General features: G+C 34.3%; 17 protein-coding genes. 6 read left to right on the forward strand and 11 right to left on the reverse strand.

All coding sequences use genetic code 11. The annotated features are described in order from the left end of the window. Positions 1 to 196 precede the first annotated feature (196 nt). The 10 genes from ACHRV3_RS16680 to metG all read right to left on the reverse strand — a co-directional run bounded on the left by ACHRV3_RS16680 (position 197) and on the right by metG (position 12,269). Positions 197 to 715, reverse strand: a complete 519-nt coding sequence (locus ACHRV3_RS16680) for a ferritin (RefSeq protein WP_047776987.1) — start codon at positions 713 to 715, stop codon at positions 197 to 199. A gap of 179 nt (positions 716 to 894) precedes the next feature. After that, positions 895 to 2,247 carry a hypothetical protein gene (locus ACHRV3_RS16685; RefSeq protein WP_395426342.1) on the reverse strand — a complete coding sequence of 451 codons (1,353 nt, stop codon included), beginning with the start codon at positions 2,245 to 2,247 and terminating at the stop codon, positions 895 to 897. 45 nt (positions 2,248 to 2,292) lie between these two features. After that, entirely contained in the window at positions 2,293 to 2,922 is a 630-nt protein-coding gene (locus tag ACHRV3_RS16690; RefSeq protein WP_230003909.1) for a chloramphenicol acetyltransferase, read from the reverse strand. Further along, on the reverse strand, positions 2,922 to 3,629 hold the full coding sequence (locus tag ACHRV3_RS16695; protein WP_047776990.1) for an HAD family hydrolase: 708 nt from the start codon (positions 3,627 to 3,629) through the stop codon (positions 2,922 to 2,924). Before ACHRV3_RS16695 ends, ACHRV3_RS16690 begins: the two co-directional genes overlap by 1 nt. A 579-nt stretch (positions 3,630 to 4,208) precedes the next feature. Continuing rightward, entirely contained in the window at positions 4,209 to 5,093 is an 885-nt protein-coding gene (locus ACHRV3_RS16700) for a DMT family transporter (protein ID WP_395435467.1), read from the reverse strand. A gap of 192 nt (positions 5,094 to 5,285) precedes the next feature. Continuing rightward, positions 5,286 to 5,516: a hypothetical protein gene (locus ACHRV3_RS16705; protein ID WP_395435466.1), complete on the reverse strand. Its 231-nt coding sequence runs from the start codon at positions 5,514 to 5,516 to the stop codon at positions 5,286 to 5,288. 233 nt (positions 5,517 to 5,749) lie between these two features. Beyond that, the gene (locus tag ACHRV3_RS16710; protein ID WP_395435465.1) at positions 5,750 to 7,198 is read right to left on the reverse strand and encodes a hypothetical protein; all 1,449 of its coding nucleotides are present in this window, start codon (positions 7,196 to 7,198) and stop codon (positions 5,750 to 5,752) included. A gap of 167 nt (positions 7,199 to 7,365) precedes the next feature. Next, complete coding sequence (locus tag ACHRV3_RS16715; RefSeq protein WP_395426349.1) at positions 7,366 to 8,820, reverse strand: hypothetical protein; 1,455 nt, start codon at positions 8,818 to 8,820, stop codon at positions 7,366 to 7,368. An 872-nt stretch (positions 8,821 to 9,692) separates the two neighbouring features. After that, positions 9,693 to 9,968 carry a hypothetical protein gene (locus ACHRV3_RS16720; protein WP_395435464.1) on the reverse strand — a complete coding sequence of 92 codons (276 nt, stop codon included), beginning with the start codon at positions 9,966 to 9,968 and terminating at the stop codon, positions 9,693 to 9,695. 237 nt (positions 9,969 to 10,205) lie between these two features. Further along, positions 10,206 to 12,269, reverse strand: a complete 2,064-nt coding sequence (gene metG / locus ACHRV3_RS16725; protein ID WP_395435463.1) for a methionine--tRNA ligase — start codon at positions 12,267 to 12,269, stop codon at positions 10,206 to 10,208. Between the two features lie 466 nt (positions 12,270 to 12,735). Here metG and ACHRV3_RS16730 point away from each other — a divergent pair, with 466 nt between their 5' ends. From ACHRV3_RS16730 to ACHRV3_RS16740, 3 genes are all read left to right on the forward strand, one after another. Beyond that, complete coding sequence (locus tag ACHRV3_RS16730) at positions 12,736 to 12,936, forward strand: hypothetical protein (RefSeq protein ID WP_395435462.1); 201 nt, start codon at positions 12,736 to 12,738, stop codon at positions 12,934 to 12,936. A gap of 135 nt (positions 12,937 to 13,071) precedes the next feature. Then, a complete protein-coding gene (locus ACHRV3_RS16735; protein ID WP_056248078.1) occupies positions 13,072 to 13,299 on the forward strand; it encodes a CDGSH iron-sulfur domain-containing protein in 228 nt (75 codons plus the stop codon). A 536-nt stretch (positions 13,300 to 13,835) separates the two neighbouring features. Then, positions 13,836 to 15,392, forward strand: coding sequence for a patatin-like phospholipase family protein (locus tag ACHRV3_RS16740; RefSeq protein WP_395435461.1), 1,557 nt, complete (start codon positions 13,836 to 13,838; stop codon positions 15,390 to 15,392). Positions 15,393 to 15,443: 51 nt separating this feature from the next. Here ACHRV3_RS16740 and ACHRV3_RS16745 read toward each other — a convergent pair whose 3' ends face one another. Continuing rightward, the gene (locus ACHRV3_RS16745) at positions 15,444 to 16,346 is read right to left on the reverse strand and encodes a PhzF family phenazine biosynthesis protein (protein WP_047777009.1); all 903 of its coding nucleotides are present in this window, start codon (positions 16,344 to 16,346) and stop codon (positions 15,444 to 15,446) included. A gap of 421 nt (positions 16,347 to 16,767) precedes the next feature. Between ACHRV3_RS16745 and ACHRV3_RS16750 the strand changes: the two genes are divergently transcribed. The 3 genes from ACHRV3_RS16750 (at position 16,768) to serS (ending at position 19,866) form a co-directional block, all read left to right on the forward strand. Then, positions 16,768 to 17,262, forward strand: a complete 495-nt coding sequence (locus tag ACHRV3_RS16750; protein WP_395435460.1) for a hypothetical protein — start codon at positions 16,768 to 16,770, stop codon at positions 17,260 to 17,262. A gap of 134 nt (positions 17,263 to 17,396) precedes the next feature. Continuing rightward, on the forward strand, positions 17,397 to 17,936 hold the full coding sequence (locus ACHRV3_RS16755; RefSeq protein ID WP_395435459.1) for a hypothetical protein: 540 nt from the start codon (positions 17,397 to 17,399) through the stop codon (positions 17,934 to 17,936). Between the two features lie 658 nt (positions 17,937 to 18,594). Then, a complete protein-coding gene (gene serS / locus ACHRV3_RS16760; RefSeq protein ID WP_230003893.1) occupies positions 18,595 to 19,866 on the forward strand; it encodes a serine--tRNA ligase in 1,272 nt (423 codons plus the stop codon). Positions 19,867 to 19,917: the final 51 nt, after the last annotated feature.

Genomic DNA, 19,917 nt, shown 5'->3' on the forward strand with positions numbered 1-19,917 from the left:
AACAGCTGGATTTGCAGTTTTCGAGTTTTTTAATCTTGTCAAGGATTTCCTGATTTTTCTTCTTCTTTTTATCCTTTTTTTTGTCCTTGTCCTTAACCTTATCTTTCTTGCTCACAGTACCTCTCAATTATAAAATCGAGGCAAATATAAAAGAATAAAAGTTATTTTTATATGTTCTAAATAAACTTTAACTTTTTTATTTTGGGTTAATAGCTATTGAACTTGTAACGGTTAATTGCTGAATATCACGGTCAAACAAGTAAAGACCGCCTTTGTCGTCTCCAATTAAATTAATTTTATCTAAAATTGACTTCGCTGTAGCCTCTTCTTCGATTTGTTCCGATACGTACCATTGTAAGAAATTATGTGTAGCATAATCTTTTTCTGAAAAGGTAATATGAACCAATTCATTAATAGACTCTGACACAAAAAGTTCATGGTTGTAAAGCGTTTCAAACATTTCTTTAAAAGTCGAATAACTTGTCTTTGGCTCTTTAAGATCTGTAATTTGTGCATGTCCGCCACGTTCGTTTACATACTTTATCAGTTTAAGCATGTGCGCGCGTTCCTCATCTGATTGTGTGTACATAAATTGAGCAATTCCTTCTAATCCGTGTACCTCTGCCCAACAAGCCATTGAAAGGTAAGTTTGTGAAGACTCGGCTTCAATTCTGATCTGCTTGTTCAGTGCTGCTTCTATATTTTTTGATAACATAATCTTGATTTTTTTGTAAAGTTATATAATTTTAGGCAATTAAGAACCTGATTGCCTTTTGTAGGAATTAATTCAGATTCAGACTAAATACATTGAAATCAGCTTCTTCTAATTTAAATGTAGCTTATTTGTTTTTAATTCCGGTGGAATCAGTTCCATCTAAAGACTTCGTTTGGGTTTCAATTATAGCCGTCTGTAAATTTAAGCATTTTATATTCTTTGGTATCCGTATCATAATAACCCAGAATGAAATAATCTTTAAACTTTATGATACTTTGAAACGAAACTTCATCATGTTTGTCTACAAATAAATTGATTTTATCGGCTGCAAGAGGCTGCTGTTGCTCTGTGGTATACCCCAATTTTTTATCCCAGATACTTTCAAAGTACACAGTCTTGCTTTGAATATCCGGATAAGAAAACCCGTCAAAACTCTGATAGCTTGGTTTATTGATCCCTCCAAAAGTGATAAACAGATTCGTTTTGTTTTTAAAAACAGATAACCCGATGTCTAAAGTAGCCAGGTGTTGTAGAAATTTAGCCGTGTTTTTTAATTCTTTCGGACTATAGATGTCTCTTTGGATTAACAAAGGAGAATTTTTGAAACGTATTGTGTCATTTTTCGAAACAACAATGCTCTTTAATACTTGTTCGGACTCAAGATCTTTTATATCAAACAAAAATTCATCTTCTGTTGTGTTGATCTGATATAGTTTGTTCTCGTGATAAAAAGAGTTAGAGGATCTGGCCCATTTTTTAGCAGGAGGCTGCAGGAAATTCTTCTCTTTTATGTCCAGACTAGTCAGATTAATGTCGAACAATTGTGTGTTGGTGACATTCTGGTCCAAAGTCAGGATGAGACGCTGCGGCAATAAATACAATTTGGTTTTACTAACGGTTTTAAACAAAGGATTGTATTCACCGGATTCCATTTTTTCAATAGGGTTTTCGGTAAGAATCTGATTGAACGTTCTGGATTGTGTTTTTCGGTCTTTGAAGGTAAAAGGAGAAAAATCGAGTTCTCTTTCTTCCACAGTTCCATTCTTGAAGACGTATAGAATTAGTTTTGGCTCTGTTTTATGTTGCGTTAACAGATTAAATGCATTGTCTTTTTGATATTGGGTAACAATGGGCTGAATCTTTGCAGGAAAATTAAACTTCAAAGCCTTAACTGTTTTGTCTTCAAAATAATATTTGACAATTATAATGTCTTTCAGCTCTTCTGAGTACCAATACAAACTTGGATTTCCGTCTTCACCAAAGCTGTAGCCAAGCAAAGACCTTTTTTCATAATAGGTCATTGCACCGGCAAATTGATCTCTTAGAAACAGGGCGCTATTGTACTTTAAAATCGTAAAATTTCCCTGTGATGCCACAAAGACAAATACTTCGTGTGTTACAGCGTTTTCAAAATTTAAGATCTGATCGTTTTCCCGTATCTTTTTTAATTCCAGCGAATAAGAAGCCAGTACAGTCTGACTCAATAGCATAGATTGGTACATTACAGCTAAAAACAGAATTATTTTTCTCATATTTTTTAGAATAGAATCAATTCAAAATCGCGGACTTTATTTTGTTTAGGAATTCATTAACTCCTGAAAAGAGTCAACAAACTGTCCCAGGTGTAAACCATCCATTAGGCCATGATGCACATATACAGCCATCGAAATGGTTCTTTTTCCTGTTTCTGCCGTCATCATTTTCCCAAAAGAAACTTTAGGGCAACTATCTGGATAGGTAAAACTGCGGGCATGGGTAAGCGAGGTGAAATTTAACCACGGTATTGCCGAAAAATGAATGACATTATCGTCTTTAAATTCACGGGTATAAATTCCGGTTGTATTTTGAACCCGTTTGACTTCTGCTAAAGCATTTTGCTCAAAAATTTTGAAATCAGGATGATACTCCATTAAAGAAAACCCAAAAGTCCCATCTTCGCGACCAATTGTTGCCGAAGCATCAATACGATCGTGAATGTAGATTTTGTCCTCTGAGATTCGATATCTAAAATTCTCAATTGCATTTACGGCAACCAAAGTTTTATGTAAGTAATAGATAAAAAAAGAAGTATTCAGGTCTTTAGCGGATTGATAGGCTTTGGTACAGTCAATCTCAACGGTAGCGCCAAAAAAGGGTTCTTCCATTTGTTTAAAATGGGCAAAATGTTCTTTTCTATTCCAATTTTCCAGGTCTAAAAGTGTTTTCATTACAATAAATTATTAAGCACTTCGGTTATTTTTTCGAAGGAACTAAAATGTTGGTGTTCTACTTTATGATTGATTTTTTCGTGTTCCCAAGTGGTATGAAAAGGAATATGTACGGCATAACCGCCAATTTCCAGAACAGGCAATACATCTGATTTTAGAGAGTTTCCAATCATCAGAAATTCATGGGACTGAATGTCCAAACGACCTAATAATTTCTCGTAATCAATTTGTTGTTTGTCTGACATTACCTCGATATGGTGAAAATAATGACCTAATCCCGAGCGATGCAATTTGCTGTGCTGGTCTTTTAAATCTCCTTTTGTGGCTACTACCAATTTGTATTTGCCATGCAATGCCTCTAGTGTTTCTTCTATTCCGTCCAGAAGTTCAATGGGTTTCTCGAGTAATTCTTTCCCATATTGAATAATTTTCTGAATTACCTCAACCGGAATGGTATTGTTTGAAATGATCATCGCCGCTTCAATCATCGAAAGAATATAACCTTTGATTCCGTAACCGTATAAAGGTAAGTTTTGAATTTCTATTTTAAACAATTCCTGCGAAATGCCTTGGTGCGAAAGATAATCTTCCATCAAAGCACAGAATTTATGTTCGGTTTCCTGAAAGTAAGGTTCATTAACAAACAAAGTATCATCGGCATCAAAGGCGATTACTTTTAAATTTGGAATTTTGTTTTTATGTAACATATAGGGAGGTGTTTTTTTTTGTTTCAGGTTTTGCCGCCGACTAAAATGATTTTGAATACATCTGCTCGATTAGCTAGATCTGCGTGTTTTTTTGTTTCAGGTTTTGCCGCCGATTACAATGATTTTAAATACATCTGTTCGATCAGTTCAATCTGCGTGCTTTTTTTGCCACAGATTAAAATGATTCCAAAGATTTTCAAATAAATCTGCTTAATCGGCTAAATCTGCGTGCTAATTTTTTTGCCATGAATTCACGAATTATTTGTTCAAATCTGTTTGATTCGTTTCATTTGCCAGCTAATTTTTTTGCCACCGATTAAAATGATTTTAAAGATTTTCAAATAAATCTGCTTGATCAGCTAAATCTGCGTGCTATTTTTTTGCCACTGATTAAAGTGATTTTTTATAATTCAAATTCAAACAAAATCAGTGTTAACCTGCTTAATCAGTAAAATCGGTGTGTGAATTTCCCACCCCAAGTTCGCAAATAGTTTCAATTCAAATAAAAAAAAGAATCCGCGTAAATCCGTTTAATCCGCAAAATCCGAGTGCAATTTTCAGACCGCAATTTCACAAATGTTACTTAGAAAAAACCTTTTTCAACGAAATGGACTTATCATAAAACGTGATTCTGATTCCGAAAAGCAAAATGATTCCGCCAAAAACCATTTGTAAAGTTATTTGTTCTTCCAAAAACAACCAAGCTAATATCGAAGTAATTACAGCCTGACTCAATAAACTTAACGAAACCCTCGTTGCGCGCATGTGTTGCGTAGCGTAACTTATCGAAAGCCAGGCACACAGTTGACAAATTACCGCCTGAAGCACCAATACAAACCAACCCATATCAGAGAATCCTGTAAAAGGTTGATTTAGCGAATAACAAAGAATTCCCAAATAAATGCTGGAGGCCAACAAACTAATGGTCATAAAGGATAAAACATCAACATGAGAAAGTACATTTTTGCTGACTAACAGATAAATCGAATAAAGGATTCCGGATAGCACTGCAAAAAGAAAAGCCTGATCGAAGTTTAATTCCATGAAAAAACCAAAACCAACCAAAGTTATCATTCCGAATAAGGAGACAGCTGTTCCGATCCAGAAGTTTGTGGCGGGTTTTGTGTTCAAAAAGAAAAAAGAACCAATTCCAACCCAAAGTGGGGACAAGTTGGTTAGTAACGAAGCTTGTGTGGCACTTGAATCCTGAATGGCGATGTTCCAAACGGCAACATCCGAAGAGAATAAAACACCACAAAGTGCTGCCAAAAGAGTAAATCTTAAAGTTGGCATTTTAAAATTTTTACTCAAAAGCACATACGGTAAAAGCAAAATGACTGCAAAAAACATTCGGTAAAAAGCCGAAATTAATCCCGGTGCTAAACGTAATTTTACCAATATCGGGAAAATCGAAATACAAAGTATTCCGCCGATTAAAGCTAATCTTGGTTTTGTTATTTTCATTTGGAATGTCCTAAGCTTAGTAGCGCCGAAGCAAAGCTTAAATTATTGGAGTTAGGTTACTTTATTTGATTGTTGTTAATCTCAAAAAAATCAGGTAAACTTTCAGAGAAATAAAATCTTAAACGAAGTCGAAGATTTTTAAACAGTATGCTGAATTTTTATTTGGAATACGATACTATTCGAGAATATTTCCTAGTTGAGGTTTAACAATTCCCGGATTTCTGAAATTACTTCATCATTTGTATGAAAATCACTTTTTTTAATTTCGTTTCGCCCATTTTCGATAACTGTGTTTTGTTCAGATGACAATTCATAAAGAGCTTGCTCAGACGAATCAAATATAGTTTGAAGGGCATTGAGGAAATTCAAATCATTAGAATCTTTAATTCTTGAGATCAGGTTTTTTTTTATTTGTGCAGTCATGTCCATAACCTTTCTTTTATACTCAAATTTAAAGATTTATTTCTAAAATAGTTAGATTGGTTCCGATTATTTCTTAGAAGATCAAAATACAAAGTATTCCGCCAATTAAAGCTAGTCTTGGTTTGGTAAGTTTCATTAAGTTATTTTTTGCATTAAATGTATTTTACTATTGCAAAAAAGCCAAGGTTTTTTAACTAAAAATTCCCGGACGCTAATCCGGAAATTTTTATTTTTTAGTCTGCAAATTTTCTGATGATGTATTCTTTTGTTGTATTGTCGTAATATCCTAAATAATAATTGGAATCCATTTTAAACAAAGTTTGAGAAGAGACATCGGTAATGTCATCAAAAAATGTTCTGATTTTGTCAAATGCAAGTGGCTTGAGCTCCGTTTTGACATGATTGTTATCTTTGTCAAAGAGAGATTCTATTTTTACAACTTTTCGGTTGTTATACGAGTTAAAACTATCCATTGTAGGGTTGTAATAATATATTGTAGCTAGCGCAATGCCGCCAACAAGTCCAAATGCGCTAAAAGCCACTACTTCTGCTCCCGTATTTTTTTGTGCAGAGACACCTCCAAGTGTAATCAAAGTATTTTCACCAAGGTGATAACATGAAATTCCGGAATTTAGACTGTTTATTTTTCGGATAAACTGTGAACTGGTTTCTAAAATTCTTTTTCCTCCAAAATCACCACCTTCCTGATAGATCTCAGAGTTTTTAAAATCGATTGGGCTGCCTGCATCAACATGAAATTCTTTTAAATTATTTCCGTCTAAATCTTTTATAGTAAAGAAAAATGAATCTGATGAGCTTTTGATTTGATAGAGCTTATGGTCAAAATAGAATGAGTTTGAATTTAAGTCCGTACGGGGTATGATAAGAATGATTGGTTTGCCAATGACTTTTTCTGTTGCTGTAAAGTTTTTTAAATCTATGGTAATAAGTTGGGTATAATCTACATTAGCGTCAAGTGTAATTATCAATTGATTATTAGAAAAGTAACATTTTCTCTTTTTTGCACCATCAGTTATAGAAGTTGGGTTCTCGCTGATGATGTTTTGTAAAGAAAAAGGACTTTCAAACGGAAGTAAATTTTCCGCAAAAATCCCGTAGAGATTTGTTTTGGTATAATTGCTTTTATAAAAGCGAGAATTACTTAAGTCTATTATCCTTGTTTCATACTTACCTCCCTGGTCAAAGATGTGAAGCTTAAAAAGATTACTTTTTTTAATGACAGTTAAAATATAGAATTTATCTTCTGAACTAAATTTTTGTAAATAAATTTCGTCTTTAAAAGGCAAAGTATATTGGTGTATGACAATCTTGCGGGTTTGGAAATTATACAATTGTGAGAAAATCTGTTTGTAGTCATTAGAGGACCAATACAATCTAGCATTCATCTTGTTGGTATTGTAACCAATCATATTGTCATATAATTTTATGTTTGGTCTTTCGGCAGAAATACTATCGATAATCTGCATTTTTTCATTAAGAACAAGAGCCTTTACTTTTTGCTTATCACTAATGAATAAAGTGGTTTCTTTTTTTGTATTATTTACGATTTGAAAAACATCTCTGTTTCGTTTTAGTTCAATAGGAGTATAATTTACCAGATCTTGTGAAAAAGAGTTAATAGTATTGAGGAACAGGCAAATAAATAATAATTTTTTAATCATGGGTTTAATCTGAATTTTTTGGCGAAGATCTTGTTTTTTAATGAAATTTGAAGAGGTAGAAGAGGTGTTTTTTGATAATTATTGAAGTCCTGAGATTGTGCCTTTAATAAATTTAAAAAGAGAACGGTTAAAAATAAAAATTCCCGATTTTATCGGGAATTATATTTCTAGTCTACAAATTTTCTAATGATGTATTCTTTTGTTTTGGTATCGTAGTAACCAAAATAATAGGCATCTGTTTTAAATAGTGTCTGAGATGAAACATCATTGTCTTTGTCGAGAAAAGTTCTGATTTTATCAAATGCCAATGGTTGCAAATCTCCTTTCACGTGTTTTCCTTCTTTATCGAAAAGACCTTCCATTTTAACCACTTTTCGGTTAGAATAAGCGTTAAAACTCTCCATAGTAGGATTAAATGCGAAAGATCCGATTAAAGAACCAATAAATCCAAATTGGTTCATTACAGATTGTCCGCCTGATTGCTGAGATCCGGCAGAAACACCTCCGAAAGTTATTAAAGTAGTATCACCAAGGCGATAACACGCAAGAGCTGAATTTAGATTAGTTGTTTTTCTAATAAATTGAGAAGAAGTTTCGAGCGTTTTTTTGCCACCAAAGAATTCATTGCCTTCCTGAGAAATCTCTGAATTTTTAAACTCAATTGGTTTATCTTCCGTAGCAGTATATTGCTGTAGCAGATTGCCGTCTAAATCGTTTATAGTAAAATGAAGGATATCAGACGAAGATTTTGTCTGGTATATTTTATGGTCAAAATAGAAAGAATTTGAGTTGATGTAGATCGAAAATCCTGAACTGCTTATATCAGAAATAGGTGGAGATTTAATAATTTTTTCAACGGCAGAATATTTCTCCAGATCAATTACAATGACTTGTGTGAAATTTACATTCAGGTCAATTGTTATAACGAGTTGGTTTTTGCTAAAATAACACTTTCTCTTTTTCGAACTATCGTTTAACGAAACAGGGTTTTCAGTATTGATGTTCTGTAATGAAAAAGGGGCTTCGGCAGGTAGTAAATTTTGTTCCAACACACCATATAAGTCAGACTTTACATACTTGCTTTTGAAAAAATGAAATCCTTCCAGATCAATAACTTTTTCGATGTAATTGCCTTGTTTATCAAAGATGTGAAGTTTTAGACTATTACTGTTTTTTAGTACAGTAAGAATATAAAAGTTGTCATTTTCGCTGAACTTTTGCAAAACTTTTTCGTTTTTTAATGCTAAAGTATATTCTTTGGTGGTGATTTTTCGGCTAGTGAAATCATACAACTGAGCAAAGATATTTTTATAGTCATCAGAAGACCAAAACAGTCTCGTGTTGTTGCTGCTTCTATTGTAGCCAATCATAAAGTCGTATTTTTTTGCATCAGGTTTTGCTGTAGAAATACTATCTGTGATTTGCATTTTTTCATTAAGCTGAATAGCTTTTACATTTGTCTTGTCACTTAGAAACAAAGTAACTTCTTTGGTATCATTGTTTACAGACGGAAAAATATTGAGATTCTTTTTTAAAGTAAGCGGAGTTGAACTCACGATGTCCTGAGAAAAAGAAGTCATGCTGTTTAATGTCAAACAGATGAATAGTATTTTTTTGATCATGATATAGTTTTTTGCAAATATCTTGATTTTCTGATAAAAAAAGGGTTATGTTGAATGTTAATTATTTGATATACTGTTAAATATACGAATCTGTTAAGTGAGTTTCATACGCTTTCTTGTGAAAATATCATTTTGAATAACCTCCTGCTTTATCTCAACGTCATTAAGTTAAGGATCGCTTTAAAAAAGTCTCACGCAGATTTTAGCAGCATGTAATAAAAAAAATCCGCAAAATCCGCAAAATCTGCAGAATCTGCGTGAAAAAATCTCTTAACGAAATGACATTGAGCTTTAGCTGGAGGAATATAGTTACGATTAAACATTAAATGGCTTTAGCCAAAATATATCCAGCTTCTTTTGGCTAAAGCCAATTGCTCATCTCTCAATCAATGTACCTCCAGCTAAAGCAGGAGGCTATTCAAATAGCAACAAATGGAAAAAGAATAATTAACTAGCAACTTTTGTACAATCGATAATAATAGATACACAAAACCCTCGCTTTAGATGTGCAAAAATACTCATATGAGTAGATTTCCCGTGTTTCCGTAGGGTCATCATGGCGAGGGAGTGTTTATGTTAATTTTAAACGTAAGTTTAATGGTTATATCCTCTAATTCTGTCATTTCGACGAAGGAGAAATCACACCAGAAATTCCACATAGAAAATCGCCAATCTTTGTCGAGTTACGCGTGTGATTTCTCCTTCGTCGAAATGACAAAACGAGGTTTTTTTTTAATAAACTAAATTTTTACATCCAATTTTTTAGTTCTCCACAGTTTTTGAAATTGATCCTTTTTTTAGACAATTAATTATTGGTATAAAAAATAAAACGCGCGAATCTATTGGTAGTTTCACGCGTTTTGTTTTAGTCGCTAGGCATTCTTAATTTGATTACAAGCCTGCTCAATTTGTTGCTCCGAAAAGGGCTCCAGCGCTTTTGCTAACATGCGACTGGTTTTTAGACAGCCTTTCATCTTAGTCCTTAGTTCGAGGTTATTACCCATTTCAGTTTCCAGAATACTATCGAAGATTTCGTTTAGATAGTCTGGTTGGTCTCTGAACTCTCCTTCAAACCAAAGGGCGGAAAGGAAGTTTGCTACGGATAGCATTACATCTTGATGAGATGTGTTTTGATTTTCTTTAGTCATAATCGAAAAATTTAAAACGTACGAAACCCTCGCTTTAGGTGTGACTAAATATCTCGAAAGATAGATTTAGGGCAGTTTCCTGCTCCCGCACCATGGCAAGGGTTCGCTTATGTTAACTTTTAATAAAATTTATTGAAAGTTTTGTAAGATATTTAGTCGATACAAAAGTATTAATAAATATCGATTGGACTGCTTAATAAGTAAGAAAATTCCTTAATTATTTATATCCGTAAAGGTCTAATTTACCGTTTCACCATTCGGAGCATCAGCATCCGGATTAATGAAAACCAATTTGCCTTCTGCATTTGTAGTCATCAGAATCATTCCCTGACTTTCTACACCGCGTAAAGCTCTTGGGGCTAAATTGGCCAGAACAGAAACTCGTTTTCCGATAATTTCTTCGGGAGTAAAGCTTTCTGCAATTCCCGAAACAATCGTACGAACGTCAATTCCGGTGTCTACTTTTAATACTAATAGTTTGTTTGCTTTTGGCATTTTTTCAGCCTCGAGGATCGTTCCCACACGAATGTCCATTTTAGCGAAATCTTCAAACTGAATTAAATCTTTTTGAGGCTCAGCCTTTTTGTTCTCAGCGATATTAGCCGTTTTGGTAGCTTCCAATTTATCTATTTGTTTTTGTATTTCTGAGTCTTCTATTTTTGAAAATAAAACATCAACTTTCTCCGTTTCAATTACGTGGTCAGGAGAAATTAATTCTTCTAAGCTTATAATATCATTCCATTTAATGTTGTTGTTTAGTTTCAAGATAGCATTTAGCTTTTTCGCAGTAAAGGGTAAAAAAGGCTCAGATAGAATACTCAATGCTGTTGTAATTTGCAATGCTACATACATTTGAGTTTTTACTCTTTCCGGATCTGTTTTTATTAATTTCCAAGGCTCGCCGTCTGCTAAATATTTATTACCAAGACGCGCTAGGTTCATTAACTCATTTAATGCTTCTCTAAATCTATAACGTTCTAAAGAACTTGCTATTACAGCAGGATAAGCTTTTAATTCTGCCAAAGTTGTTTCGTCAACTTCTGTAAAAACATTTGGTTGTGGAACAGCTCCGTTGTAATATTTTTGAGTTAAAACAACAACACGATTAACAAAGTTCCCTAAGTTATCTGCTAATTCATTATTGTTTCTTGCCTGAAAATCTTTCCAGGTAAAATCATTATCCTTTGTTTCCGGAGCGTTAGAAGTCAATGCATAACGCAAAACATCTTGTTTTTCCGGGAATTCTTCTAAATATTCGTGTAACCAAACCGCCCAGTTTTTAGAAGTCGAAAGTTTATTTCCTTCCAAATTCAAAAACTCATTTGCAGGCACATTGTCCGGTAAAATATAACTTCCTTCTGCTTTTAACATCGCAGGGAAAATGATACAGTGAAAAACGATATTGTCTTTTCCGATAAAGTGCACCAATTTTGTGTCTTCATCTTTCCAATACGGTTCCCAGTCTTTTCCTTCACGCGCCGCCCATTCTTTGGTCGACGAAATGTATCCGATAGGAGCATCAAACCAAACGTATAGTTTTTTGCCTTCAGCACCTTCCACCGGAACATCAATTCCCCAGTCTAAGTCACGCGTTACCGCACGAGGTTCTAATCCACCGTCTACCCAGGATTTAACCTGTCCGTAAACATTCGGTTTCCAGTCGTTTTTATGTCCAACCAAAATCCATTCTTGCAAGAACTCAGTATATCTGTCTAAAGGTAAAAACCAGTGTTTTGTTGATTTTAAAATTGGAGTTTCTCCTGTAATCGTTGACTTAGGGTTAATTAAATCGGTTGCATTTAGCGTAGAGCCACATTTTTCACACTGATCGCCGTAGGCTTCTTCGTTACCACATTTTGGGCACGTTCCAACTACAAAACGATCTGCCAAAAACTGATTTGCTTTTGCATCGTACAATTGTTCTGTAACTTCTTCAATAAAATCGCCTTTATCATACAACGTTCTAAAGAATTCCGAAGCGGTATCATGATGAATTTTAGCAGAAGTTCTGGAATAATTGTCAAACGAAATTCCGAAATCAGCAAATGATTTTCTGATAATTCCGTCGTATTTATCAATAACTTCCTGCGGTGTAATTCCTTCTTTTTTTGCTTTCATCGAAATGGCAACACCATGTTCATCACTTCCGCAAATAAAAGCAACATCTTTTCCTTGTAAGCGTAAATATCTTGAATAAATATCTGCAGGCACGTAAACCCCCGCCAAATGCCCAATGTGAATAGGTCCGTTGGTATAAGGCAATGCAGCTGTAATAGTATATCTCTTTGGATTCTGTATCATAACTCAATTTTATTGGGTGCAAAAATAAGCAATAGAATCGAGATTTTAGTATGTCACTGAGATTCGGTATGAAAAGACAGAATTTTAGAGAGGAGATGTTTGGTGTTTTTTTAAGCGTTTTGAATTAATCTCGCAAAGTCGCGAAGTCGCAAAGTTTTTTTCGGTTTTGTGTTTCTTTTAAAAAAGGGGTGAAGTTTTTTTGAATTAATCTCGCAAAGTCGCGGAGTCGCAAAGTTTTTTTTTGGTTTGGGGGTAAAGTTTGGAGTCTTTTTCTTCGCGTCTTTGCGACTTTGCGAGATTTTAATGATCAGTGAGATTCGTTGCAAAAACATAGAACTTTGCAGAGAAGATGTTTTGTAAGTCTAAGGAAAGCCGAACAGTCAGGCTAAGCGAAGTCGAATTGTCAGGCTGAGCGAAGTCGAAGCCCCGATTCCTCTAAAGCTAACAAACACCAAAAACCGTATATTTGCAAACGCAATTACTAAGAGTAGAAATCATGGCAAAAGGACCCGAAAAAAACACCAAAAACAAGGCTTTACATACCAAATTGCTAAATCGGAAAAAGGCTAAAATTCAGGAAGAAAAAAGAGAAAGAGCCTTGCGATTGAAAGAGCTGGTAACAAAAATGAATCAGAAAAAGAAAGATGACGAGGCTAATAACCAATAAATTCTATTGTTTTTAAGTTGAAAAACGTTCGTTTAAATAGACTTAATTTAAACTAGCCTCTTTGGGCTAAAAAACCTCCTGTTCTTGCAAATCCTTAGCAATATATTTTGCAACCTTTGCCAAAAAAGCAAAGTTATGAGCAAGACTAAATTAATCATCAATAAAAACGGATCTATTAAGATAGAAGGTGATTTCGAAATAATGGATTCAGAAGGTACAGTATACGGATTACAAGGAAGAGCTGCATTAGGTCTTTGCCGTTGCGGATTATCAGCAAACAAACCTTTTTGTGACGGTGGACACCGTAATAATTTCGAACACGATTCAATTGCATTCGATTTGCCACCAATGAAAACGAATTAAGAATTTGATTTTTAGTTTATTTAAAATATAGAAAAACCGCATTACTGATGCGGTTTTTTTTATGTATTTGTTTTTTGAAAGAGCAATAAAAGCTGCTGATTTACATGGCATTTCAATCGATTATAAAAAGCTTGTATGATATTATAAATTGATTACTAATGGTTGTAAAGCATACGTTTAATTAAAGCATTGGTTTTTATTTGTTATGCGCCATTCTTTATCGTGATGATTTGGCTGATTATAAGGATTATGAATATTATTTTGTTCTCGCAATAATTGTTTCTTTGTAATTGCGGCGATTTGTTTTGGTGGCGACACGATTGATACCGCATTAAAAGGCATACAGTATTTTTTATATCAGGGAAAGGAATATTATCTTCGAATTATCGTTCATATTGTTTTATGTTTGGAAGTGATAAAAGTTCAAAACAACGTTTTTCATGCTGTTTTGGTAGCATTATTTATTGTTTGCGAACTTTCGTTTATTTTCAGATTATTTGATATGGACTAGAAGACCAATTTATTTGTAATAAGATATGGTACAAAAAAGAGTTAAAATATTATTTTTTATTCTTGTTTTTCTAAACAAAGGAATAGCTCAAAACAAGATAAATCTTTTTTCAGAAATCAACTACAATTCAATTCCCTCGCTAGCTTTAAAGGAATACAAATCGGTTCAGGATCGTGACAGCAGATTTCAAAATCCCAAGATTGCTTTAGGAGTCGGAATTTCAGGAGGTGGATCCAGAGCACAGTTTTTTAGTATGGGGGTGCTTTTGGGGCTGGAGGAAATAGAAGAAAGCAATTCGCAGCGTAACTTTTTAAGTGAAATAGACTATTTTTCAACCGTTTCAGGAGGCTGTTATTCAGCCGGATATTATTTAACCATATTGAAAAATAAATTGCATCATGACAACTGTAGTTTTAATGAGTTTTATTTTTCTAAAGCAGACGCTTACAAATCAGATATAAATAAATCAGCCAATGTTTTCTCGCTTCTCAATAATAGCAGAAACGAAAAAGGGGAAAAAGTATCCATGTCACAGCGTTTAGATTTGGAGGTTTTGCAGTTTGACAGTTCAAATCCGGAAAACCCGGAGAAATTTAAAACTCAAATGCTTTTGTCTGATTTTTTTATTCCAAAAGAAAGCAAGCAGAATCCCGAGTTGCCAATGCTGGTTGCCAACGGAACGGCTTATAATAATGGGGAGCGTTTCCCGTTTATGCCGCACATAATTCGGGGTTTAAAAATAAATTCTTCACTGGCTCCCAATAAAGCGCCGATTTCACTTAATGAAAATAACATCAATGATGGTTATGACTTCGCGTTGACGTATGCCATTACAGCTAGTTCCGCCTTCCCTGGTGTGCTTCCCAAAACAAAATTCGGGATCAAAGGTCAGGACAAAATACTATGTGTGATCGATGGCGGGGCTTCTGATAACATGGGATATCAAACCCTAATAGAATTACTTCATGACGATGTCAAAGTAGAAGATAAGAACAAAAAAGCCCTTTTTATAGATTGTTTGGGACAGGGAAAGAAGGAGCCCTTTATAAATGATGTAAAAATCAGATTGATTTCCTTGTTAGAGACCGCTTCCTTATATACCGTTCAGACGCGATACATCACTTTTGAAAATGATGTTGAAAATGTGTTGGAGAAGTATAAAATACCAATTAGCAATTACCAGGTGATTGGTTTTACAACATTACGGGATTACTTATCAAATTTGAAGAAAGATCAGGATTATGAAGATTTGGTTACAGAATTAAAAAACACGGATGACACAGCCAGTAACTGGTTGAAACTACAAACGGATTTTAAAACACAATTAGCTGCAAAGTTTGGGACTGATCGTTTTGCAAAAGACAAAAATGGCGAAGTAATTCTATCCAGTTTAGGAAAAGATATGTTTAAAGACTTTGGAGCGAGTGAAGTTTTAATGTTATATGAATATGCCTCCCATGTGGAAACAAAGTTGAAGACAAAAAACGAAGAAAAAGAGATGTTGTTATTGGCCGGACGTTTTGCGGTTTTTATAAAAACTAACGAATTAAAGGAGTTGCTAGTGGAACATAAAGGATTTTAGAAAGGACTAAAAAGCCGCATAATAATGTGACTTTTTAGTAGAAATAAGTAGTTAGATGTACAGTTCACCACGCATTGTAATAACAGAAGAACCTCCAACCAAAATATCATTTTTGCGTTCCATAACCTCAATCAAAGAAGCCTGGTTTAGTTTGACACCTTGCAGGATTTTATATTCTTTATTAGGTTCTGCATATCTGTTTTTTGTTAAAAAACCAATTAAAGGCCCAGCTGCAGTACCTGTAGCGGGATCTTCTTCAATTCCGATAATAGGATTAAAAAACCGTGCTTCAACAATATGATCCTCAGATTGATCGGAAATGGAGAAACAGTAGAATCCTTCAAATTGATATTCTTTTGAGATTTCTATTAAAAGTTTACTGTCTGGAGTACACTCATTAAGTAATTTACTATTTCTCAACGGAACCATTGTATGTGCAACCTCTGTCTCAACAACGGTCGGAACTAACATGTCGATTTCTAAGTCTTTTATTTTTAAACCAAGCGCAATGGCAATTTTATAAGTTGGTATCTGTTGTTTAATAACGGCAGATTTTTGGTGCATCTGCACAATAGGGTAGTGTGTTTCGGGATCAAATTTTACGGTTATAGGTATTGGAGCATTTTTCATAATCACAAAACGATTGTGCTCTTCTTGTTCTTCAAATATGGGGATTTTTTTTAATAATGCACCACAAACTGCACCAAGCAGATTGTGTCCGGCACCATCAATTTCAAAACCAATCGGCGTAAACGATCGTACATTCAGCGCTTTTTGTTCTGCAGAATAATAAACAAATGAAGTTTCAGAATAGCCAAATTCTTTCGCAATATTTTGATAGACTTCTAATTCTAAATTACCATCGGTAAAAACAACAGACAATGGATTGCCTTTATAACTTGTATTAGAGAATACATCTAAAACATAATATTCTAAAGCGATCTTTGCTCTCATTGATTTTCTTTTTAAATAGATTTTTCTTGATACGAACTAATTTCTTGATTTTATAAAATGCTACAAGTTAGCAATTGTTCTTATTGCCCATAAAAATAGTGTAAATAAGATAAAGTAAAGTAGTACTTTGTTTACTTTTTGGTTTTCAAACTTCATAACAAAAAATAAAAGGTTTGTAAAAGTGTCATTTCGAGCGAAGTCAAGAAATCATGCCTGAAATTCGACAAAACAATAAGTAGTATAGATTGAGTAAGCTAAGGCTTCTACTTGTTATAAAGGGCAAGATTTTGAAAACCAAAGGGCTAAAAGAATTATTGACAGAGTATTAAGGATTTTAGTTTTTATTTTTATCTCGTAGTGGCTTTAAGAGTAGGAAATATCTATATATTTGCGATCTTAAAAAAAATAAATAAAGCCATTTATGATGAAAAATCTAAAGAAAATTGTGTTTTTTGCTATCGCTGTTTTTGCGTTTGTTCTATCGTCTTCTTGTAGTAGTGATGACGCTCCAAAAGAGAATCCGGATGAAATCCAAACAAAAGGAGAATTTATCAAATTCAAATACAAAGGAACTTCTTATTCTTTTGAACCTGGAGTATCGAGTTCATTAAATTTGCTTATAAAGGGAAGTCAAGGAATAGACAATACCTACAAAAGTATTGGTTTATGGATGCCTTTGAATGTAACAAAAGGTAGTCACCCGATTGTTCTTGATTTGTCAAAGCTTGAAACAACCTATCAGGTAGATTTTGCCTTTATGCCAGAATTTAGTAATGTAAATGCAACATCAGGGACAATGAATATTACGCTTGTAAATAGCGAAAGAATTGAAGGAACATTTAATTTTTCTGCAACTAAAAACGGAGCAGCGGTTGAAGTTACAGAAGGTAGCTTTAGCGTGAAAGCACTAAGATAGATTTTAAGAATAAAAATTGTGATAAAAAGCAGCAGTAAGCAAAAGTTTACTGCTGTTTTTTTTTAGTAGCACTTTTCTTTTCTCCATTATTTTAGTCGAAATTTGCATCAAAACCCATTAAAACAAAACTCAAAATGGAATTCGGTAGAATCATTATTTCAGAAAGCGCAGCAGAGAGTGCAAACCCTCAGGACATTATCAACTCAAATATATCGGTAATTAATCTGATGCGTGAGGAAAAAATCGACGACGATTTGATTCACGAAGATGCGCTGATGAGTTATTATTTAGATTATTATACATCACAATATACCGAAGGCAATTTTGCACAATTCGTTTACAATTCAGGATGGAACAAAGAATTGAATGAATTGATCGAAGAAGGGCTCGCTTTAATTGGTGCTGAGAAACATTTAGAATTATTTCAAACACAGGCTAAAAGAGTTCGATTATTAAGCAGCGTTAAAATTGGTAAGTTTTTAAAAGGAAAATTAGAAGGTGTAAACCCAACAAGAGATTTATTAAACAATGATACCTTTTTCGAATTAGAAGAAAATCTGGTTACCCTTAATGCGGAATTTCTAAAATCACATCCCGATACAGAAGTGCTTTCGGTAGATGAAATGTTTGCGGTTTTAGAGGAATTTGTGGGGCATGAGATTAAGAGAGCTTAGTTTTTTTGTTCCACAGAGATTCGCAAAGAAAAAGTACAGAGAGACATAGAGTTTAATTTTTTGTTTCACAGAGATTCACAAAGAAAAAGCACAGAGACACACAGAGTTTAATCCAAATCTTTGCGAATCTCTGTGTCAGCTTCGCGCAACTTTGTAGTATTAAGAGAGTTTAGTTTTTTATTCCGCAGAGATTCACAAAGAAAAAGCACAGAGACACACAGAGTTTAATCCAAATCTTTGCGAATCTCTGTGTCAGCTTTGTGCAACTCTGCGAAATTCTCTTTCTAGATAATTTAAGCTCACGAGATTAAAAGAGCTTAGTTTTTGTTATTCCACAGAGATTCGCAAAGAAAAAACACAAAGAGACACAGAGTTTAATATAAATCTTTGCGAATCTCTGTGCCAGCTCCGTGCAACTCTGTGGAATTCTTTTTTTGGAGAATTGTGGCTCACGGAGTCCTATATAAATCTTAGCGAATCTCTGTGTCAGCTTCGCGCAACTCTGCGGAATTAACCTGAATTTTGGTAAATCGCCACATTAGTTTTACGAAACTCCGTGAAATTCTCTTTTACACACAACTTTGTCCTTAATCTTAACAAACATTTCCTTAAATTTGCTTCCTTTATATAAAAATAAAATAGTTACAAAAATCAAGCTATGTTACAAATCGCATTTATTAGAGAAAATCAGGAGAAAGTAATCAAGGCTTTAGCAAAACGAAATATCGATGCTAAAAGCGTTGTTGAAGAAGTGGTGCAATTAGATGAAAACCGTCGTGCTGCGCAGGCAGAATTAGACAATGTTTTATCTGAATCTAATAAATTGTCCAAAGATATCGGAGAACTGATGAAAGCGGGAGAGAAATCGAAAGCCGCAATCTTAAAAGAAAAAACAGTTTCCTTAAAAGAAAAAAGCAAAGAATTAGCCGAAAAAGCAGAAGCCTTGGCGGTCGAATTAACGAACAAATTATACACATTACCTAATCTTCCCGCAGATATTGTTCCGGAAGGAAAAACACCGGACGACAATCTGAATGTTTTTGAAGAAGGAGAAATTCCGGTTTTGCACGAAGGTGCACAACCTCACTGGGATTTAGTGAAAAAATACGATATCATCGATTTCGAATTGGGTGTAAAAATCACAGGTGCCGGATTTCCGGTTTACAAAGGAAAAGGAGCTCGTTTGCAACGTGCTTTAATCAATTACTTTTTAGATAAAAATACAGCCGCAGGATATAATGAAGTTCAGGTACCTCATTTGGTAAACGAAGCTTCAGGATACGGAACAGGACAATTGCCGGACAAAGAAGGACAAATGTATCACTCAACGATTGATGATTTGTATTTGATTCCAACAGCTGAGGTTCCCGTGACCAATTTGTTCCGTGATGTTCTTTTAAGCGAAAGTGAATTACCGGTTTTACATACGGCATACACACCATGTTTCCGTCGTGAAGCAGGTTCTTACGGAGCACATGTTCGCGGATTAAACCGTTTGCACCAATTTGATAAAGTAGAGATCGTTCGAATCGAGCATCCGGACAATTCTTATAAAGCACTTGACGGAATGGTAGAGCATGTAAAAAACATTTTACAGGAATTGAAATTACCCTACAGAGTTTTACGTCTTTGTGGCGGCGATATGGGTTTTACTTCAGCTTTGACGTATGATTTTGAGGTGTTTTCTACGGCACAAGATCGTTGGTTAGAAATCAGTTCAGTATCTAACTTCGAAACTTTTCAGGCCAATCGCTTGAAATTACGTTTCAAAGACAAAGACGGTAAAAACCAATTGGCACATACACTTAACGGAAGTTCATTGGCGTTACCTAGAGTTTTGGCCGGAATTTTAGAAAACTACCAAACTCCGGAAGGAATCGTAATCCCGGAAGTATTACGTCCTTACTGCGGATTTGACATTATAGATTAACTTTTATAGTTACAATACAAACCTAACAGGCTTTTAAAACCTGTTAGGTTT

Source organism: Flavobacterium sp. FlaQc-49 (assembly GCF_044005985.1).
Taxonomy (GTDB): domain Bacteria; phylum Bacteroidota; class Bacteroidia; order Flavobacteriales; family Flavobacteriaceae; genus Flavobacterium; species Flavobacterium cupriresistens.

Coding starts and splice junctions, on each gene's coding strand:
- ACHRV3_RS16750 (WP_395435460.1), top strand. CDS start 16,768: ATGATGAAAAATCTAAAGAAAATTGTGTTTTTTGCTATCGCTGTTTTT.
- ACHRV3_RS16680 (WP_047776987.1), bottom strand. CDS start 715: ATGTTATCAAAAAATATAGAAGCAGCACTGAACAAGCAGATCAGAATT.
- ACHRV3_RS16695 (WP_047776990.1), bottom strand. CDS start 3,629: ATGTTACATAAAAACAAAATTCCAAATTTAAAAGTAATCGCCTTTGAT.
- ACHRV3_RS16715 (WP_395426349.1), bottom strand. CDS start 8,820: ATGATCAAAAAAATACTATTCATCTGTTTGACATTAAACAGCATGACT.
- ACHRV3_RS16690 (WP_230003909.1), bottom strand. CDS start 2,922: ATGAAAACACTTTTAGACCTGGAAAATTGGAATAGAAAAGAACATTTT.
- ACHRV3_RS16735 (WP_056248078.1), top strand. CDS start 13,072: ATGAGCAAGACTAAATTAATCATCAATAAAAACGGATCTATTAAGATA.
- ACHRV3_RS16700 (WP_395435467.1), bottom strand. CDS start 5,093: ATGAAAATAACAAAACCAAGATTAGCTTTAATCGGCGGAATACTTTGT.
- ACHRV3_RS16710 (WP_395435465.1), bottom strand. CDS start 7,198: ATGATTAAAAAATTATTATTTATTTGCCTGTTCCTCAATACTATTAAC.
- metG (WP_395435463.1), bottom strand. CDS start 12,269: ATGATACAGAATCCAAAGAGATATACTATTACAGCTGCATTGCCTTAT.
- ACHRV3_RS16755 (WP_395435459.1), top strand. CDS start 17,397: ATGGAATTCGGTAGAATCATTATTTCAGAAAGCGCAGCAGAGAGTGCA.
- ACHRV3_RS16720 (WP_395435464.1), bottom strand. CDS start 9,968: ATGACTAAAGAAAATCAAAACACATCTCATCAAGATGTAATGCTATCC.
- ACHRV3_RS16705 (WP_395435466.1), bottom strand. CDS start 5,516: ATGACTGCACAAATAAAAAAAAACCTGATCTCAAGAATTAAAGATTCT.
- ACHRV3_RS16685 (WP_395426342.1), bottom strand. CDS start 2,247: ATGAGAAAAATAATTCTGTTTTTAGCTGTAATGTACCAATCTATGCTA.
- ACHRV3_RS16745 (WP_047777009.1), bottom strand. CDS start 16,346: ATGAGAGCAAAGATCGCTTTAGAATATTATGTTTTAGATGTATTCTCT.
- serS (WP_230003893.1), top strand. CDS start 18,595: ATGTTACAAATCGCATTTATTAGAGAAAATCAGGAGAAAGTAATCAAG.
- ACHRV3_RS16740 (WP_395435461.1), top strand. CDS start 13,836: ATGGTACAAAAAAGAGTTAAAATATTATTTTTTATTCTTGTTTTTCTA.